Annotated in this window: 19 protein-coding genes, 1 tRNA gene and 1 pseudogene; 2 read left to right on the forward strand and 19 right to left on the reverse strand. The window is 49.5% G+C overall.

What is annotated here, in order from left to right:
• Positions 1–4: 4 nt before the first annotated feature.
• The 14 genes and pseudogenes from QM529_00550 to QM529_00615 all read right to left on the reverse strand — a co-directional run bounded on the left by QM529_00550 (position 5) and on the right by QM529_00615 (position 10,941).
• Positions 5–1,300: an MFS transporter gene (locus tag QM529_00550; GenBank protein ID MDI9313159.1), complete on the reverse strand. Its 1,296-nt coding sequence runs from the start codon at positions 1,298–1,300 to the stop codon at positions 5–7.
• 6 nt (positions 1,301–1,306) lie between these two features.
• Positions 1,307–2,941, reverse strand: a complete 1,635-nt coding sequence (gene murJ, locus QM529_00555) for a murein biosynthesis integral membrane protein MurJ (protein MDI9313160.1) — start codon at positions 2,939–2,941, stop codon at positions 1,307–1,309.
• An 88-nt stretch (positions 2,942–3,029) separates the two neighbouring features.
• Positions 3,030–3,827: an inositol monophosphatase family protein gene (locus QM529_00560; protein ID MDI9313161.1), complete on the reverse strand. Its 798-nt coding sequence runs from the start codon at positions 3,825–3,827 to the stop codon at positions 3,030–3,032.
• Between the two features lie 12 nt (positions 3,828–3,839).
• Complete coding sequence (locus tag QM529_00565; GenBank protein MDI9313162.1) at positions 3,840–4,382, reverse strand: cytochrome c family protein; 543 nt, start codon at positions 4,380–4,382, stop codon at positions 3,840–3,842.
• A gap of 118 nt (positions 4,383–4,500) precedes the next feature.
• Positions 4,501–5,082 carry a DUF1285 domain-containing protein gene (locus QM529_00570; GenBank protein MDI9313163.1) on the reverse strand — a complete coding sequence of 194 codons (582 nt, stop codon included), beginning with the start codon at positions 5,080–5,082 and terminating at the stop codon, positions 4,501–4,503.
• 58 nt (positions 5,083–5,140) lie between these two features.
• Positions 5,141–5,704, reverse strand: a complete 564-nt coding sequence (dcd, locus tag QM529_00575; protein ID MDI9313164.1) for a dCTP deaminase — start codon at positions 5,702–5,704, stop codon at positions 5,141–5,143.
• 9 nt (positions 5,705–5,713) lie between these two features.
• Positions 5,714–5,839, reverse strand: a complete 126-nt coding sequence (locus tag QM529_00580) for a hypothetical protein (GenBank protein ID MDI9313165.1) — start codon at positions 5,837–5,839, stop codon at positions 5,714–5,716.
• A gap of 6 nt (positions 5,840–5,845) precedes the next feature.
• Positions 5,846–7,135 (reverse strand): phosphopyruvate hydratase, encoded by a 1,290-nt coding sequence (eno, locus tag QM529_00585; GenBank protein MDI9313166.1) that lies wholly within the window; start codon positions 7,133–7,135, stop codon positions 5,846–5,848.
• Positions 7,136–7,170: 35 nt separating this feature from the next.
• The gene (gene kdsA / locus QM529_00590; protein ID MDI9313167.1) at positions 7,171–8,001 is read right to left on the reverse strand and encodes a 3-deoxy-8-phosphooctulonate synthase; all 831 of its coding nucleotides are present in this window, start codon (positions 7,999–8,001) and stop codon (positions 7,171–7,173) included.
• A 374-nt stretch (positions 8,002–8,375) separates the two neighbouring features.
• A pseudogene (rplS, locus tag QM529_00595) lies at positions 8,376–8,732 on the reverse strand (50S ribosomal protein L19).
• Between the two features lie 9 nt (positions 8,733–8,741).
• The gene (gene trmD, locus QM529_00600) at positions 8,742–9,470 is read right to left on the reverse strand and encodes a tRNA (guanosine(37)-N1)-methyltransferase TrmD (protein ID MDI9313168.1); all 729 of its coding nucleotides are present in this window, start codon (positions 9,468–9,470) and stop codon (positions 8,742–8,744) included.
• 18 nt (positions 9,471–9,488) lie between these two features.
• Positions 9,489–9,806, reverse strand: a complete 318-nt coding sequence (locus tag QM529_00605; GenBank protein ID MDI9313169.1) for a DciA family protein — start codon at positions 9,804–9,806, stop codon at positions 9,489–9,491.
• Between the two features lie 44 nt (positions 9,807–9,850).
• Positions 9,851–10,834 carry an AEC family transporter gene (locus tag QM529_00610; GenBank protein ID MDI9313170.1) on the reverse strand — a complete coding sequence of 328 codons (984 nt, stop codon included), beginning with the start codon at positions 10,832–10,834 and terminating at the stop codon, positions 9,851–9,853.
• Between the two features lie 30 nt (positions 10,835–10,864).
• A tRNA-Pro gene (locus QM529_00615) sits at positions 10,865–10,941 on the reverse strand.
• A 253-nt stretch (positions 10,942–11,194) separates the two neighbouring features.
• Here QM529_00615 and QM529_00620 point away from each other — a divergent pair.
• Positions 11,195–11,785 carry a class I SAM-dependent methyltransferase gene (locus QM529_00620; GenBank protein MDI9313171.1) on the forward strand — a complete coding sequence of 197 codons (591 nt, stop codon included), beginning with the start codon at positions 11,195–11,197 and terminating at the stop codon, positions 11,783–11,785.
• An 11-nt stretch (positions 11,786–11,796) separates the two neighbouring features.
• Here the strand turns inward: QM529_00620 and QM529_00625 are convergent, their stop codons facing one another.
• The 5 genes from QM529_00625 to rsfS form a co-directional block, all read right to left on the reverse strand.
• Positions 11,797–12,459 carry a hypothetical protein gene (locus QM529_00625; protein MDI9313172.1) on the reverse strand — a complete coding sequence of 221 codons (663 nt, stop codon included), beginning with the start codon at positions 12,457–12,459 and terminating at the stop codon, positions 11,797–11,799.
• 151 nt (positions 12,460–12,610) lie between these two features.
• A complete protein-coding gene (locus tag QM529_00630; GenBank protein MDI9313173.1) occupies positions 12,611–14,056 on the reverse strand; it encodes a PQQ-binding-like beta-propeller repeat protein in 1,446 nt (481 codons plus the stop codon).
• A 24-nt stretch (positions 14,057–14,080) separates the two neighbouring features.
• A complete protein-coding gene (locus QM529_00635) occupies positions 14,081–14,821 on the reverse strand; it encodes a hypothetical protein (protein ID MDI9313174.1) in 741 nt (246 codons plus the stop codon).
• A 104-nt stretch (positions 14,822–14,925) separates the two neighbouring features.
• The gene (locus QM529_00640) at positions 14,926–15,417 is read right to left on the reverse strand and encodes a 23S rRNA (pseudouridine(1915)-N(3))-methyltransferase RlmH (GenBank protein MDI9313175.1); all 492 of its coding nucleotides are present in this window, start codon (positions 15,415–15,417) and stop codon (positions 14,926–14,928) included.
• Positions 15,392–15,766, reverse strand: a complete 375-nt coding sequence (rsfS, locus tag QM529_00645) for a ribosome silencing factor (protein MDI9313176.1) — start codon at positions 15,764–15,766, stop codon at positions 15,392–15,394. The genes QM529_00640 and rsfS overlap by 26 nt, the downstream gene beginning before the upstream one ends.
• 62 nt (positions 15,767–15,828) lie before the next feature.
• Here rsfS and QM529_00650 point away from each other — a divergent pair, with 62 nt between their 5' ends.
• Positions 15,829–16,353, forward strand: a complete 525-nt coding sequence (locus QM529_00650) for a hypothetical protein (GenBank protein ID MDI9313177.1) — start codon at positions 15,829–15,831, stop codon at positions 16,351–16,353.
• Positions 16,354–16,374: the final 21 nt, after the last annotated feature.

Genomic DNA, 16,374 nt, shown 5'->3' on the forward strand with positions numbered 1-16,374 from the left:
GTTTTTAAGCTTGGGTGCCCGCCACCGCCGTGGGTTTTGGAATGCTGGTCAGCAGGAAGAAGGCGATAATAAATAACATCGCCGGCGGTAAAAAAACATTATTGCCAAGCACGCCAAACAGCCCGCCCAAAAAAATCGCCGACAGGCCGCGCGCCAAACTTTGCAACGATTGCGCCATGCCCAACACCTCCCCCTGTTTATCGGCCGGCGTGTTTTGGCTGAGCGAGCCGGTTAAGGCCGGTTGATAAAAACTCATGCCAACCGCCATAATCGAGACTATCACCCGCACCAAATTTTGCCGTGGAAAAAAATTCAACGACATGAAGGCAAAGGCCAACATCACCAAGCCGATTTGCATCACCCGCCGCTCGCCAAATTTTTTAACCACCGGCCGGATAAGCCCACCCTGCACGATTATCGTTACAACGCCGATGGTGGCGAAGATGTAGCTAATATCCTTCGCCGTGTAATTAAAATTCGCTTGCCCCCAAATGGTGAAAACCGATTCCAAGGTTGAAAAAGCCACCTGGCCCAAAAACGCCAGCGCCAGGTAACGCCCAATCACGCCATCGCGCCACAGCGGGGAGAAAAAAACCGCCAAAATTTTCTGATGAAATTTTTTGCGCGGCGGCATGTCTTCTTTCCCCGGGGTGATGTAAACATCGTCGACATTTAATTTGCTTAACCGCGCGTTCGGCGGCAAAATCCAAATACCAAGCATGGCCACGCTGGCGGTTATCATGCCGGCGACCAAAATTGGAAATTGATGGCTATTGGGAAGCAGGTTAATCAAAAAACCCACCACCGGCCCAATAAAGGGCAAGGCGGTTATATTGGCCTGCACCCCATCGTCCAACAAAATGCCGCCCAATGCCGGCCCCATGGCGAAACCAACGCCAAAGGTCGCGCCCAACATGCCCAATGCCGCGGTGCGATTTTTTTTATCGGTCAAGTCGGCTATCCATGATTGGACAACGCTCATCCAGCCGGCAAACACGCCCGACATAATCCGCGAAAACAACACCATCCAAAGCAGGTGCGAAAAAGCCATCCAAATATAATTCAGCGACGATAACAACAGCAGGCAAATCAATATAACGCGGCGGCCGTGGCGGTCAGACATCGAACCCCAAAATGGCGAAAAGAAAAAACTCGTCAGGGCGAAGGTGCCGGCGATGCTGGTCACCGTTAAATTGCCGCCGCCCAAATCCTTAATCAAAAATGGCAAAATCGGCAATATCATGCTGAAAGCCATCAGCTCCATCAGCACCATCAACAACAGGGGCAATAATTTCCACATGGTTTTTTATGACCGGCGCATTTCACGTAAATGAAAATTGCCGCGATACAGCCACAGGGCCGGCACATAATAAATGGCCGAGACCACCATGGCGGTAACCACCAACAACCAATTTTTTTCCCACACACCGCCCATCATCGCCAGCCAGCGCGGCAAGAAATTATAGAAAACTAAAAGTGGAATATTCATCAAGAACAGCAATAACACGGGCCACCAAAATTGCAAGCGCCAAGGCAAGGCGCCCTTCGCAAACAAAATGATAATAAATACCGTGGAGGTAAAAGACGCCGCAACAAACGACGCGGTGGCAATGCCCTTTTCCGCCATTCCCATGTCGCGCGTCAGCAGGTAGGCCACCGCGCCGTTGATAACAAACGACAATAGGGTGATGCGCACCGGCGTTTTGGTATCGCCCTTGGCGTAAAAATAAGGTTGGAAGACCTTATTAAGAATATAAAATGGCAGGGCGAAGGCAAACATGCTGAGGGCGCTGGCGGTGCGTTCGCTGGCCAGGGCGTCAAACGCGCCGCGTTGAAACATAAATGAAATAAAATGAATGCTTAAAAAATGTAACGCCAGGGTGCAGGGAATGGTAAAGGCCAGGCCGAGGCAAATGCCCTGTTGCAACAATGGTTGCAATTCCTTTTGCCCCGCCGCGCCGCCATGTTGCGCATGGGAAAATCGTTGCAGTAAAACAATCCCGAGCGCGATGCCAATCACGCCGAGCGGCAATTGAATCAATCGGTCGGCATAAAACAAGTGGGTCACCGCCCCCACCCCGACGGTGGTTGCAATCATGTCGCTGACCAACGAATTCAGTTGCTGGCCGCCAGCACCCATCATCGATGGTGCCATGGTTTTTAGCAATCGTTTTTCTTCGGGCGGGAAATTGCGCTTAACGATTTGCTGTTTGTTCTTGTGCCAAATTCTTGCAAAATTATTCTTGTGAAAATAATTGGGGTAAAGCCCGCGCACGCCACGCCACATATACCAAACTTGCCAAATGCCCGATAGCATGACCGCGGCGCATAATATCTTGCCCTCGGTAATATCTGGCATCATGTCCTGATAACTGCCGCGCACCGCCATGATGCCGCCGACCGCAACGATTAAAAAAACATTCAAGAAACTTGCGGCCAAACTGCCGCGCCAAAAAAGCCCGTGGCTTTGCAACACGCCGGCAAACAACGCGGCCAGCGACATGGCCAGCAAATAGGGAAAAGAAATTCGACCAAAACTAACCAACATCTCGATGCGCGATGGGTCGGCGCGAAACCCGGGCGCAACCACCCACATAATCTGCGGCATGAAAATAATCACCAATAGGGTGAAAAGCGACAAGACCAAAAATAATTTTATACCAACGCCACTGGCAAAGGTGATGGCGGTTTTTTCTTTATTCTTCGATTTTTTTTTCAACAACACAAATAAAGGGACAAAGGCCGCTGAAAACGCCCCTTCCGCAAACAGCGAGCGAAAAATATTCGGGAAGCGAAAGGCTATCAAAAACGCATCCATCACCGGGCTGGCCCCGAGCAAGCCCGACAGGCAAATATCGCGCATAAACCCAAGCACGCGGCTTATCATGGTCATGCTACCGACCTTCATCAATGGTTTAAATAATTGGTTGATATGAGCCATGGGTTAATTTTTTTATAATCGCAGGTTGCCATCAGTTTACAATTTATTTCATTGGCGAGGTAGTGGCGGTTTACGCCGCAATCAACCGCTATTTATCCATCGCCGATTGGACAATTTTTAACGCCGCCGCGTGCAATTCTTTTGAACCCGCCGCCAGTGTTTCGGTGCCCGATGTCATCGATATCGGCTCGCCCCGCCAATTGGTGATGATGCCGCCCGCCGCATTAACCACCGGCGCCAACGCCATTTTATCATACTGCGCCATTTGGGTTTCGCAAATTACATCGACAAAACCCATCGCCAATAATCCATAGGCGTAGGAATCGTAACAACTGCGCTTGATACGCACCACGCCCTTCAGCGCTTTAAAAACCCGTTCCTGTTCGGGGGTAAAAACCAAATCGGTGCCCGAAAAAAAACCAATCGCTCTTTCCAGCGGGATGCCGGTACGGGTGCTTAGCGCTTTACCATTCATGGTGCTGATGTCGTCTTTTAACCCCTGGAATCCGATGTAACGTTCCTTCAACACCGGCTGGTTAATAACGCCGGCAATTGGCACGCCGTTTTGGCACAGGGCGATAAGGGTGGTGAACATCACCCCGCCGACCATGAATCCCTTGGTGCCGTCTATCGGGTCGATAACCCAAACATATTCTTTGTCCAAATTTTCATTGCCCCATTCCTCGCCCAAGATGCCATCATCGGGGCGATGTTTTTTTAACAACGCGCGAATGGCGGATTCGGTTTCCTTATCGGCGATGGTTACCGGCGAATGGTCGCTTTTGAATTCGGCGGGCGGGATATTTCGCCAATGGCGCATTTGCACGCGGCCGGCCTCATCGGCCAACAGGTTGAGTAGCCCTTCAATCTCCTGTTTATTTATCATGTATGAAAATAATTAACGCAAACTTTGCAGGTATAAAATAAGCGCCGCCCGTTCCTTGTCATCAGGCAAACCGGCGAAGGTCATTTTTGTGCCGCTGGCCAAAGACCGCGGGTTGTAAAGAAATTGGTTTAATTTATCAACGTTCCAACTGCCGCCGACGGCCTTTAACGAATCGGAATAAGAATACCCGGTGCCAGACGCGACAGCGCGGCCAACAATACCAAACAGCTCGGGGCCAACCTTGTTCGGGCCACCCTTGGTAAAGTCATGACAGGCTTGGCATTTACGCGCCACCACCGCGCCATCGGCGGCGGTAACTTTTTTAAACAAATCATTGATGGCGCCCGGCCCGGCGTTCGCGCCGCCACTGACCGTTACCACATTGCTGGCCACAGTTTCGTTACTGCCCGGCAAGACAAAGGCCTGGTTGCTGAGGTTATGTTTCGGGTGATAAATAACCCGCGCCACCACACCCGCCGTCGCGGCAACCAACGCCGACAGAATAATCGACGCCGCAATTTTATTACGCAACAGGGGGTCTTTTTTATCGCTCATTATTATTTTTTATTTTTAATATCCATTATAAAAAAAATTTACGCCACTCTCTTAAGTGATTTTCTAGCAAAAGGCAAATGGTTTTTAGCGTTTTTTCGCGGGCATGATTGCTTGGTTTTCATGCAAGGTAAAATTTTTCGCCGCAACTTTCGACAAATAATTTTTGTTGCGCCACGGGGTTTTCGCCATTCGCCTTGTTATTTATATTATTAAGGGCGCTATTGGCCAAATCATAAAAAACCGCGGGCGATAACAACATATCCAAATTATCACGCACCCGCACCACCGGCCGTGGTTGACCGTCATGACCATGGGTCACGGTTAAGGGGTGGTCGCGGTCGATGGTTACCCAAAAATCCAACGAAGATTTTACCATGATAAGATTTGGGGTTATATCGGCCAGCAAACCATAAAATGGCAAATCCTCAACCTCGATTTTTCCCTTCTCGGCGGGGGTGGCCAAAAAATATTCACCCCCCTCGCGCACCAAGCAGACCGCAAATAATTGGCAAAGTTGCAACCGACCGATGGGGGAGTTTTGATAAAACCATTGGCCTTTTTTATTGATGCGAATGGTAAAATCGCCGCATAAAGCTGGTAATTTTAATTTGCTACCTGTCTCCCACAACCCTCGCCCCTGGCGCATCATGTCGCCAATCGACTGGCGCGGGGGTTTGGGGGGTGGTTGGTTGGTGGCCATTTTTTTCTATCGCCGCTTCGCTGTCATTGTTGGCGACAACAATATCGTAGCAAAAAAATTATAGCTTGGGCAAGGTCACGCCGCGTTGCCCCATATATTTGCCGCCGCGCGTTTTATATGACACGTCGGGTTTTTCACCGCGCAAAAATAAAAATTGGCAGGCACCCTCGCCGGCGTAAATTTTTGCCGGCAATGGCGTGGTGTTGGAAAATTCCAAAGTAACATGCCCCTCCCACCCGGGTTCCAATGGGGTTACATTGACGATGATGCCGCACCGGGCGTAGGTGCTCTTTCCCAAGCAAATCACCAACACATCCTCGGGGATTTTAAAATATTCGACGGTGCGCGCCAGGGCAAAACTATTCGGCGGAATAATACAAACATCGGTGTCACGCTTGACGAAGGCATTTTCAGAAAAATTTTTCGGGTCAACCACCGCGCTATCCACGTTGGTGAATATCAAAAATTCGCTGGCGACCCGCGCGTCGTAACCGAACGATGACAAGCCATAGGAAATAATTTTTTTGCCATCTTTGTCGGTGCGCACCTGACCATCGACAAATGGTTCTATCATGCCTTGTTCGGCCTCGCGCCTTATCCAATGGTCGGGTTGCAATGACATGGTGATTATTTAAGAATTCTTTTGGCGTAATTGTTGTTGACGTTTGCGGTTACGCAGGTTGGCGCGCAACGATTCGGCCAATTTTTCTTTTTTGATGGCTTGTAATTTTTTTTTGTGAATCTTGTTAAGCGGCATGGTTATTTATTTTTTTAAAATTGTTCGGCCGGCGTATATCGCGTCATTGCCCAATTGATTTTCAATCGCCAGCAAACGATTGTATTTTGCGGTGCGTTCGCCGCGACTGGGCGCGCCGGTTTTTATTTGCCCGCAATTGGTCGCAACCGCCAAATCGGCAATGGTGGTGTCCTCGGTTTCGCCCGAGCGGTGCGACATCACCGCGCGGTAATTATGGCGATGCGCCAGGCCGACCGCCGTCAGGGTTTCGCTCAAACTGCCAATTTGATTGACCTTGACCAGCAGTGCATTGGCTAGGTTTTTATCGATTCCCATCTGCAATCTTTTTGGATTGGTGACAAACAAATCATCGCCCACCAATTGAATTTTGTTGCCAAGTTTTTTTGTCAATATCTCCCAACCAGCTATATCATCCTCGGCCATCGCATCCTCGATAGATATAATCGGGAAGTCATCGCAAAGTTTTGCCAAATAATCGGTCAATTGACTGGCCGTCATTTTTTTCTTCATGCCAACCAAATCATAAATGCCGTCTTTAAAAAATTCGGTGCTGGCGCAATCCAGGGCGTAAAAAATATCACCGCCGGGTTTATAACCGGCCGCCGTCACCGCGTCATTCATCAGCGACAATGCTTCCTCGGCCGACGATAAATTGGGGGCGAAGCCGCCCTCGTCCCCTACGTTGGTGCTCAAGGATTTTTTCTTTAAAATCGATTTCAAGCTGTGAAAAATTTCGGTGCCGGCGCGCAACGCTTCGGAAAATTTATTAAAGCCGACCGGCATGACCATGAATTCTTGAATATCCAACGCATTGTCAGCATGCATCCCGCCGTTAATAATATTCATCATCGGCACCGGCAAGATATTTGCCGCAACGCCGCCAAGGTAACGATAAAGCGGCATGGCATAATGGTTGGCCGCCGCGTGCGCCACCGCCAAGGACACCGCCAAAATGGTGTTCGCGCCGAGGGTTTGCTTGTTGTCACTGCCGTCGAGGTCGCATAATAATTTATCAATTCGCAATTGGTCGCCGGCATGTTGGCCAAGCAACAAATCGCTGACCTCGCCCTTAATTTTTTCGCAAGATTCCTGCACCCCCTTGCCGCCGTAGCGTTTTTTATCGCCGTCGCGCCATTCGACCGCTTCATGCTTACCGGTTGAGGCGCCCGATGGCACCGCCGCAACCCCCACCGCGCCGCTTAATAACCGCACGGTTACCTGGAGCGTTGGGTTGCCACGGCTGTCCAAAATTTCCAACGGCGCAATGGCGGTAATCGACGCACCATCGGCCCTCATATCAAATGTTTTTTTATCCATGATGTTACCCTTTTTTATTCTTTGATTACCCTATCAATCTGTTGCAACCTTCGCAAGATATTTTCAAGGTCGGCGAGGTGTAACATATTCGGCCCGTCAGATGGTGCGTGGTCGGGGTCTTCGTGAACCTCCAAAAACAGGCCCGCCACCCCGACCGCCACCGCGGCGCGCGCCAGGTCAAAAACAAATTCGCGTTGCCCACCCGATGTTTTGCCAAGCCCGCCCGGGCTTTGCACCGAATGGGTGGCGTCAAAAATAATCGGTTTGCCGGTTTTGGCCATAATCGGCAGGGCGCGAAAGTCATTGACCAGCGTGCGGTAACCAAAACTGACGCCGCGTTCACACAACATGACATCGTGGTTGCCGGTCGATTCGATTTTGCTGACGATGTTGGCCATGTCCTCGGGGGCAAGAAATTGCCCCTTCTTCACATTCATCGGCTTGCCGGTTTTGCCGCCGGCCAGCAGTAAATCGGTTTGGCGGCATAAAAATGCTGGCACCTGCAACACATCGACCACCGGCGCAATCTCGGCGGCCTGGTCGCGCTCGTGGTAATCGGTCAAGAGGGGCAAACCGGTTTCGCTTTTTATTTTTGAAAAAATCCTTAGCGATTCGGCCATGCCCAGGCCGCGCGCCGATTCAATCGACGACCGATTGGCCTTGTCAAAGCTGGTTTTATAAACCAATGGAATTTTTAATTTATCGCAGATTTTTTTTATCGCGGTCGACAGGGTCAGGGCATGTTTTTCCGATTCCAACACGCAGGGGCCGGCAATCAGGACAAACGGCAAATCATTGCCGACCGTCATGCCCTTAATCGATGTAATGTGATGCGCACCCGCCATAAAATTTTTATAGCAGGAGTCATCTGATATTGCAAAATTGATATTGCAAATTTTTTTGATTGTTTTTTTAAATCTGTGCGAAACAGGCGGCAACAATGCCACCAAATAACAAACCAATTTTTTAAATGGTTTTTTAACGTTTCTAGCTGGATTCTCGCCAATGAAAGACGATGAGCGGCGACGCGCCGCTTTCTTTACTCGGCCGGTTTGGTGTCGGCTGTTGCCTCAACCGGCTTTGCTTCGGCGGTGGCGGCTGGCGCGGCCTCCGTCTTTGCTTCAACTTTTGGCTCGGGCGTTGCAATTACCTCGTCGATTTTTGCTTCGTCAATATCGGCCGCGGTGGCAATATGGTCGCCCTGCATCGCCAACACCGAACGGAATTCCTCAGCAATACGCGCCGATTTGCCTTTGCGACCCTTCAAATAATATAACTTGGCGCGTTTGACGCGGCCCATGCGCAAAACCTCAACCGATTCAACCGCCGGGCTGAAAAGTGGGAATGTCCGCTCGACGCCCTCGCCATAGGATAATTTCCGCACGGTGAATGACGAACCCAAACCGGCATTTTTGCGCGCGATGCAAATCCCCTCAAAAGCTTGAAGACGCGATTTGTCGCCCTCGGCGACGCGCACTTGAACCTTAACGGTATCGCCCGGGCGAAACACCGGCATTTTTTTACCGGCCTGCGCCTTTTTCAAATTATCGGCCAAAATGGTTGCAAAAGAATTCATCATGATGTTTTATTCCAGTATTTTTTTTCTATTTTTTTCTAACAGGTCGGGGCGCAATTTGTTGGTTATTGTCTTGGCCTCTTCCTCTCTAAACGCCTTAATCTTTTTGTGGTCGCCTGTCAAGAGGGTTTCTGGCACTTTATGACCGCGCCATTCGGCGGGTCGCGTGTAATGGTGATGTTCCAACATGCCGTGTTCGTGGCTTTCCTCGGTGTGGCTTTCTTCCTTGCCCAACACCCCGGGCACAAATCGTAAAATACTATCGATAAGCACCATTGCCGGCAATTCGCCGCCCGACAAAACATAATCGCCGATGCTCAGTTCTAAAATGGGGTTGTTGGCATGTTGCTGGTTATAATAATCAAACAACCGCTGGTCGATAGCCTCGTAACGGCCACAAATCAGGGTAATATTTTGCGCCGTCGCCAAGTTTTTGGCAATCTCGGGCGTCAGCAATTTGCCGCGCGGCGTCAGGTGAATAACACAGGGCTGGTCGCCTGCTTTATTGTTTTGTTCAACATGTTCCAGCGCGGCCATCACGACCTCGGCCCTTATCACCATGCCAGCACCGCCACCAAATGGTTCATCGTCAACGCGGTTGTGTTTGTTGCCGGCAAAATCGCGCAGGTTTATCGCCTCGCACCGCCATAAATTATTCAACGCATGGCCGGTTACCGAATGTGCCAGCGGGCCGGGAAACATCTCGGGGAAAAGGGTAAGGATGGTAAAATGTTTCATAAGTTATCCTAAATACCTCTAGCCGCGTTGCTTAATCGTCATGCGCGTCAGGGCCGGATAACCAAAGTAACGATTGGCGCGTTGCAAGATATTTTTTTCCTCAAATTTTATAATATGCGCCACCCCCGGGTCGACCGCCACCACCAACACGCCGTTATTTTTTTGCCGCACCGGAAAATTTATTTTTTGAAAACGCACGCTGTCATAAAATTCAGCACCAACGATATCTTGCCAATGTTCCATAACATCAACCGCCACCATGCCAACCTGCCCCAAATATGACCGCGCCATTTTCTTGGCCAGGTCTTGCATCGATTGTAGGCTTTTTTTTCTCACGTTGTTTTCCTAATTGCTCCATTCTTTGTCCCGCGCAGAATCTCTTAGCTTAAATAATAGGCAAGGATAATACTCAAGGTAACGGCCGAGGCAAGTGTCGTCAAATGGTATTCCAGCATCGTCCGTTTTTTTCTAATACCAAAACGTTGCGCCAACAGCATAATCGACCCCGCGCTCGGCAGGGCGGCGATAATCACCACCACCGCGGCATGCATCGAATCCAGATAGGGGAAAACCAACGTCACAATCACCCACGCCAACAACGGCATGACAATAATTTTTAAAATAACCACCCACCAACTTTCCTGCACCACCGATAATTTATAGATAAATTTCGACTGCGCCATAAAAACCCCGATGGCAAACAACGCCACGACATTTAACGCACCGCTCGCCAAGTTAAAAAAATTGGTCAGGGCGCTTGGCATGTCAACATTAAAATACGAAAAAACCACCCCAGCCGCCACCGACAACACGATGGGGTTTTTCACCACCGACAGGCCGGCGCGAATGATTTCTATCACCGTGGTTTGCCGGTTGCCATGGCTAAAGCCACGCCGCACCGCCAAATCAAATTGCAGGGTCGACAGCAACAATGGCATAATTACCGCCTGCTGAATAAAAACCGCCTGGATGGCGGGTAGCATCCCCTGCTCGCCGAACACCACCAATAATACGGGGAAGCCAAGGAATAAGATATTGGGAAAGCTGGAGGATAAACTATGAAGCATCCGCTCGCCGAATGGTTCTTTAAAAAAATTGCCGGCGATAACCAACGCAACGCCCATCATAATAAATTGGCTGGCAATCAAGGCCAAAAAATAAGGCAGGTTAATAAACGCGTCGGGGTTGCCCTTGGCCATGCTGAAGAAAAAAAACGCCGGCGCCAATACGTAAAAAATAAAACGGTCAAGCAATAGGTAATGATCGCTCAATTCATCGCTTGGTTTGCGCACCGCGCGACCGATAAGGAACCCGGCCGCAACCAACGCAATAATTGGCAAAATAGAAAAAAATGATTGAAGCATCGTTTGTATTTTATGTCATCTTTTTTTGGATGGTCGGAGCGGCGGGATTTGAACCCACGACCCCTTGACCCCCAGTCAAGTGCGCTACCAGACTGCGCTACGCTCCGCCATTGTTATCCCTCAACCTTGTTATGCCCCGGTTAAAGGATAGTTTTTAACAATAGGGTTTTAAGGGTTTTAAAACCAGTTATTAAAATTACTAAAAATATTTAGGTTGCCATTGCTTTAAGTCTATTGACCACAAAAATCAAGTTGAAAAAAATTTTTTATTTCTCATAAGCTTCCTATTTTGGCCAAAACCATCAAGGAAAATCGATTTTTTTATTTGCCAGAATGGACTATATTTGTTACGAAATATCAATGATTTTGGGATTCAATGTTTGGACACTATGGCGGCCATTTTACCGTTTCACCTGGGGCGTATGGCAAAAAAATAGTTACCGACATTTTGTAAAATTTACAAAAAAAAGCCGCGGGCTAACTATACTGGATTTGGGCACCGGCATTGGCCCCTACATCAAAAATTTGGGCAACGACAACAAAAACAAATTTATTTTTACCGAGCCGGATAAAGTATCGCTTGCCGCGGCGGAGCGTTCGGCGAAAGAAAACTTGCCAACCCTATTCGCGCAACGGCGTTTGCAATTTCGCGTCGGCACCGCCGAATCGATATTAAAAAAAACCGAGAAAGTTGATATTATCGTTCTTATCCATGTGATTTCGGTGGTGCCCAACCCGGCGCGGGTGTTGCAACTTGCCATGACCAAATTAAAACCGGGTGGAAAAATTATGATGTATCTCAACACGCGGAAAAGCAAATTCGCGCGTTGCCTGAACATCATCACCCGCCCGATGGGTTTTCAATGCATCAACATGAACAAAATTGCGCCCAAAAAATACCGCACCGAACCAGCCGGCGTGTTAAACACCTGCTACATCATTGAAAAATAATTGTTGGCGGTTTAAAACCGCGCGCCACCGGTGAAGGCCACCACCGCGTAGCTTAGTTTTAAAAATTGCGAGGCAAAAACATAACCGCCACCCGTGCCACCAATAAACCCAGAATCCCCCAGGTTATAAATAACCGACAATTTGGGGCCGACGATAAAACTGCCGGTGTTGAAGGTGCTTGGCTTGCCGCCATTATTGTTGTCGTAGCCGTAGGTGGTGGAAAAGCCATAACCAAACCCGATGGATGGAATGAAGGAAACGCGCCCGGCATTAAGCACCACCCCATAATTAAGCGTCAAGGGCACATGAACAAAGGTAAAGGCGGCGGTATTGTAGTTGCCAAAAAAAACATAATCAGATGGCGTGCCCGACAGGTAGTTCAAACCGCTATTAATAAATACCCGGTTGTTGCCAAAAATATACCCCAGGTCGAACGACGCCCCACCCCCGATGCGAAGCGGCAAATGCTCGTTACCATTTATCGCAAATTCGGCGTTGATGTTGCCATAGAAGCTATTACGCGGCGCCAGGGCAAAACCGCCAGATGATGCGCCGCTTTGCGCCCACGCATGACCCGCACCAATGTTGATGCCACCCGCAACAAGGCACGTCGCCATAAAAATACCCAGCGCGTAACGCTTTGCCGCCACTGCCGTAAGTATGCGATGTTTCATCCTATTGCTCAACTCCGTTCTCTTGGCTAAGGCTCTAGCAGGCCGCCAGCAGGATTGTCAAATTATCGGCGGGTTGTTTGGCTGATTATCGCAAAGCCCGTGGCATTCCATGGCATTTTCCATGACATTTTCTAGGGCATTTTCTAGGGCATTATTGAATGCCGACCAGGTAACCCATTTGGTTAACAAACAGGATGGTGTTTTTGGCGGCAATCGGCGCGGCATCGGTTTTGTATATATCATCTTGCCCCTGCGCCAGCATGTTGCCATTCAGGGCATTGACGAACATGTAATCGCCGATGTTATTGGTCAAGAACAAGCGACGGCTGACCAACAATGGCCCATGCCAATCAAGCAGGGTGAGGTTGCGCGTGCCGGGGAATTGGTATTTATCAATGATGCGATTCCAAAACAAATTGCCGGTCGCCTTATTGATGGCCTTCAAATTATAATCGGCATCGATAATAAAAATCGTTTGGCCATTGACGGTCGGGTTGTCGGTGGTTGCTAGTTTTTTGCGCCATAGTTTGTTGCCATTGTCGGCGCGGAAGGCTATGGCATCGCCGCCAAAGCTAAAGGCATAAATCACCCCACCATCCAACACCATGTTGCCGACAATTTCGCGATAGCGGTTGTTGTCGCCGACGGTGAATTTCATCGTGCCATCTTGCCACAGCGTGCCGCCGCCGGCCGCATTCAGGGCGGCGACATTGCCACTGAAATAACCAATCCACACCCGCCCGGCCGAGGCGGTTGGTGCCGACCCGCCATTTTTAAAACCAATCGATTCGACGGTTTCGCCATTACCGGCCAGGGCACTGTTTTGCCAGACCTTGCGCCCATCGCGGAGCGATAAGCCATAAACCGAGCCATCGATTGTTTTGACAATCGCCAAACCATTGGTCACGGCGGCCGCATTCCTTATTGGCAGAATTACATCCTGCTCAAAAACTTTATCCCCTGTGTTGGCATTCAAGCCAACAACGCGGCCAAAACCGGTGGTAACAATCAACAGCGGGGTTTTACCATCCTTGCCGCCGCCGGTGGCGAAGGTCATGCCGCCGCCATTGCCATAATTATAATTGTTGGTATCGGTCAAGGCGTTTAGCCATTTTACCCTTGGTGTGTCGCCGGGATTTTGCCAATCGAAGGCGGTGATGCGGTAACTGCTATCGATGGTAAAAATTTTATTGTCGGCGACAATCGGCGAGATATTGGCAACATTCGCTTGGCCACGTGGCGATTGTGGCCGTTCGTCACCGCGCACCCGCACCGGGTAGGGTGTGGCGTAGCCGGTGCCGGTGCCAACTTTTATATAAAATACCACCTTGCCCTGCTCGCCACCGCGCGCATGGGGCGGGCGGCGGTCGTTGCCGCCGCCGGATGAACGCCATTCATTGTTGGTAACCGGCGCGGTCAACCCGTAACCGCCACCAACCAATTTTGAATCGGTGGCGCGGTAATCGTCTATCGATGCAATATCGATATCCTGGCGTTTGCCGGTCAGGGTTAATTTGTCATCGGTGCAGGCGGTTAATAATAACCCGCTCGCCAACGCTAAACCAAATAAAAATCGAGGGGAAGCACGATGCGTCATTTTTTTTATTCTTATTTTTTGTTCTTAATAGGCTGGTAAAAATTGTATAACCAACAGACCAAGCAAATTATTTTGATTGTTCAGGGCGAGGGTTTGTAAGATTTTTTTCGCCTCGTCTTTTTTGCCATTGGCGGTTAAGCGGTCGGCCAGTGCCAAATTAACAAAGGCAAGGTTTTGCCCGCTACCGCCGCTGGTCGCGCTGACCACCATCGAACGCAGGGTTTTTTCATCGGCGGTGCGCAGCGCCACCAGGTTTTTAAGCCGGCTGTTCTTCGCCATTGCCTCATCCAATTTTTTTTGCAAATTGGCGTCGGGCGTTTTTTCCAATAATTGCGAAGCCATGACCGCCGCCAAGGCACCATAACCCGCGCCGGCACCATGTTCATATTGCGTTGCAAAATCAACCAACGCCGCGGCGTTGGCGGGGTTCGCCGCTACTTTATCCTTGCTCTTAGACGGAGCATTCGTGTTGGTGGTTTGCGTGGTAAGCAGGGTATAAAATTCTTCGCTGACTTTTTGACTGGTTTTCCCTTGGTAATAACCAAACCCGAGTGCCGACATGGCAAGAAGTAAGCCCGAGGCCACCGCCATCCATAACCACCATTGATAACGGCGGTAAAGCTTAAGGATTTTATCCGCCCAGGCGGCATAGTGAATATCGGTAAATAGTGATTCGGGCACCTCGTTACGGCCGTCAGAAACCGGTGTCCGCGGGTTGGGTCGCGCAACGCGTTTCGATGTTAGGGAGGTTTTTTTCTTGGCCATTATTGTATTTTCTATATCTATTATCGCGCTCTATTACATTTATTCTTAGAGGCGATGTTTTTTTACCTATAAAACTATTACAAATGAATTGCAACCTCGGCCTTTTAATGCCCGCCATGATAGGGCGTGCCGCGCAAAATACTATCGGCGCGAAACAATTGTTCAACCAATAACAATGGCATGAATTGGTGGGGAAAGGTCATGGCGCCAAAGCTTAAAGTCCGGTCGCATTTTTTTAAAAATCCTGGGCTTAGGCCGTCGGCACCGCCAATCACAAAATTTATTTTTTGATATTGTTGTTGCAATTTCGCCATATATTGCGCCAGGGCGGTGGAGGATAACATATCACCGCGCGAATCAAGTGCGATGGTTGCCGACGAGGCGGCGGGTTTTTTGGCCGGCCATAGAATTTTTTCCAAAGCCGCTTCTTCCTTCTTTATTTTTTCGGCGGTTGGCAAATGCGGAAAGGGCTTCACCGCGGTAACATCAACCCGCGCCGTCATTTTTTTTTGGTAAGGGATTAGCGCGGTCGCCCATTCAACCGATTTTGCCACCAACAAAATATGGCAATCAATTATCAGCCCAGCGTTTTTCAAGTTGGTAATATTCCCGCGCCGTTGGTTGGAAAAGATGAATGATAATATCGCCAAGGTCGAGCAGTAACCATTCGCCCTGGGCCTCGCCGGTCAGGGACAGGGTTTTGACGCCATGTTCCAGGCGTATTTTATCGCTGAGGTTTTGCGCCAGGGAAACAACATGCCGCGCCGACGTGCCGGTAACAATCACCATGTAATCGGCGAGCGGGAATTTTTGTTCAACGTTGATGGTGATAATATCCTCGGCCTTGTTATCGCTTAAAAATGTCAGGCAAGATTGCAATACAACCTTGGTCGGCACGGCAGGTGGTGTTTGATTGGTCGAGCCGGCGGTGGCGGGAAATGGCATGAATCGTATCGTGTTTTTTCTAACTTGGATTTTGCCCAATTTATAGTATAATTCGCACCATAATGGAAAGCGTTTTATTATCATTTTCGCTGTGGGACAAGGTTATCACTATCAATGGCTATAGTCTTGCGCTCGGGGTGGTGTTCTTGATATACACCCTGCTGTGGGGTGGTTACATGGCATCGTGGCGTTCGGCCATTTATGGTTTGGAGCGTGAATATTACCCAGCCTATTTTCAACGATTTTTGAGCAACCAAAAAATATTATTGTTTTTGCTCGCCCTGCCTATCATTCAGATACCTTGGATATTTATTTTATTATTTGCCCTGCGCCGCGCGATGGTCAACCACGGCAAGGCCATGGCGACCAAGCATAATTATTTATTTTTTAACCTCGGGGTTATCCTTATGTTGTTGCAATTCTTGGGGTTTGGCCTGTCGGTCAACGCCGATGGCGAAGTCGAAAAATGGCTTGCCGTTTTCTTGCAATTTTTTATCTTGGGCTTGGCCCTGTGGCAATGGCTGTTGGTGCATCGTATACAATACCAATTGCGTCATGCGCCACGCAACCACCAAGGGGGTGTTTGATTTTTTTTGGCAATAATGCTA

Origin of the sequence: Hydrotalea sp., assembly GCA_030054115.1 — a bacterium.
Taxonomy (GTDB): Bacteria; Pseudomonadota; Alphaproteobacteria; order JASGCL01; family JASGCL01; genus JASGCL01.

What these genes read in the sequence shown, in the direction of transcription:
- QM529_00550 (MDI9313159.1), bottom strand. Translation starts at nt 1,300, where the DNA reads ATGTGGAAATTATTGCCCCTGTTGTTGATGGTGCTGATGGAGCTGATG.
- murJ (MDI9313160.1), bottom strand. Translation starts at nt 2,941, where the DNA reads ATGGCTCATATCAACCAATTATTTAAACCATTGATGAAGGTCGGTAGC.
- QM529_00560 (MDI9313161.1), bottom strand. Translation starts at nt 3,827, where the DNA reads ATGATAAATAAACAGGAGATTGAAGGGCTACTCAACCTGTTGGCCGAT.
- QM529_00565 (MDI9313162.1), bottom strand. Translation starts at nt 4,382, where the DNA reads ATGAGCGATAAAAAAGACCCCCTGTTGCGTAATAAAATTGCGGCGTCG.
- QM529_00570 (MDI9313163.1), bottom strand. Translation starts at nt 5,082, where the DNA reads ATGGCCACCAACCAACCACCCCCCAAACCCCCGCGCCAGTCGATTGGC.
- dcd (MDI9313164.1), bottom strand. Translation starts at nt 5,704, where the DNA reads ATGTCATTGCAACCCGACCATTGGATAAGGCGCGAGGCCGAACAAGGC.
- QM529_00580 (MDI9313165.1), bottom strand. Translation starts at nt 5,839, where the DNA reads ATGCCGCTTAACAAGATTCACAAAAAAAAATTACAAGCCATCAAAAAA.
- eno (MDI9313166.1), bottom strand. Translation starts at nt 7,135, where the DNA reads ATGAGGGCCGATGGTGCGTCGATTACCGCCATTGCGCCGTTGGAAATT.
- kdsA (MDI9313167.1), bottom strand. Translation starts at nt 8,001, where the DNA reads ATGGCGGGTGCGCATCACATTACATCGATTAAGGGCATGACGGTCGGC.
- trmD (MDI9313168.1), bottom strand. Translation starts at nt 9,470, where the DNA reads ATGAAACATTTTACCATCCTTACCCTTTTCCCCGAGATGTTTCCCGGC.
- QM529_00610 (MDI9313170.1), bottom strand. Translation starts at nt 10,834, where the DNA reads ATGCTTCAATCATTTTTTTCTATTTTGCCAATTATTGCGTTGGTTGCG.
- QM529_00620 (MDI9313171.1), top strand. Translation starts at nt 11,195, where the DNA reads ATGATTTTGGGATTCAATGTTTGGACACTATGGCGGCCATTTTACCGT.
- QM529_00625 (MDI9313172.1), bottom strand. Translation starts at nt 12,459, where the DNA reads ATGAAACATCGCATACTTACGGCAGTGGCGGCAAAGCGTTACGCGCTG.
- QM529_00630 (MDI9313173.1), bottom strand. Translation starts at nt 14,056, where the DNA reads ATGACGCATCGTGCTTCCCCTCGATTTTTATTTGGTTTAGCGTTGGCG.
- QM529_00635 (MDI9313174.1), bottom strand. Translation starts at nt 14,821, where the DNA reads ATGGCCAAGAAAAAAACCTCCCTAACATCGAAACGCGTTGCGCGACCC.
- rsfS (MDI9313176.1), bottom strand. Translation starts at nt 15,766, where the DNA reads ATGCCATTTCCCGCCACCGCCGGCTCGACCAATCAAACACCACCTGCC.
- QM529_00650 (MDI9313177.1), top strand. Translation starts at nt 15,829, where the DNA reads ATGGAAAGCGTTTTATTATCATTTTCGCTGTGGGACAAGGTTATCACT.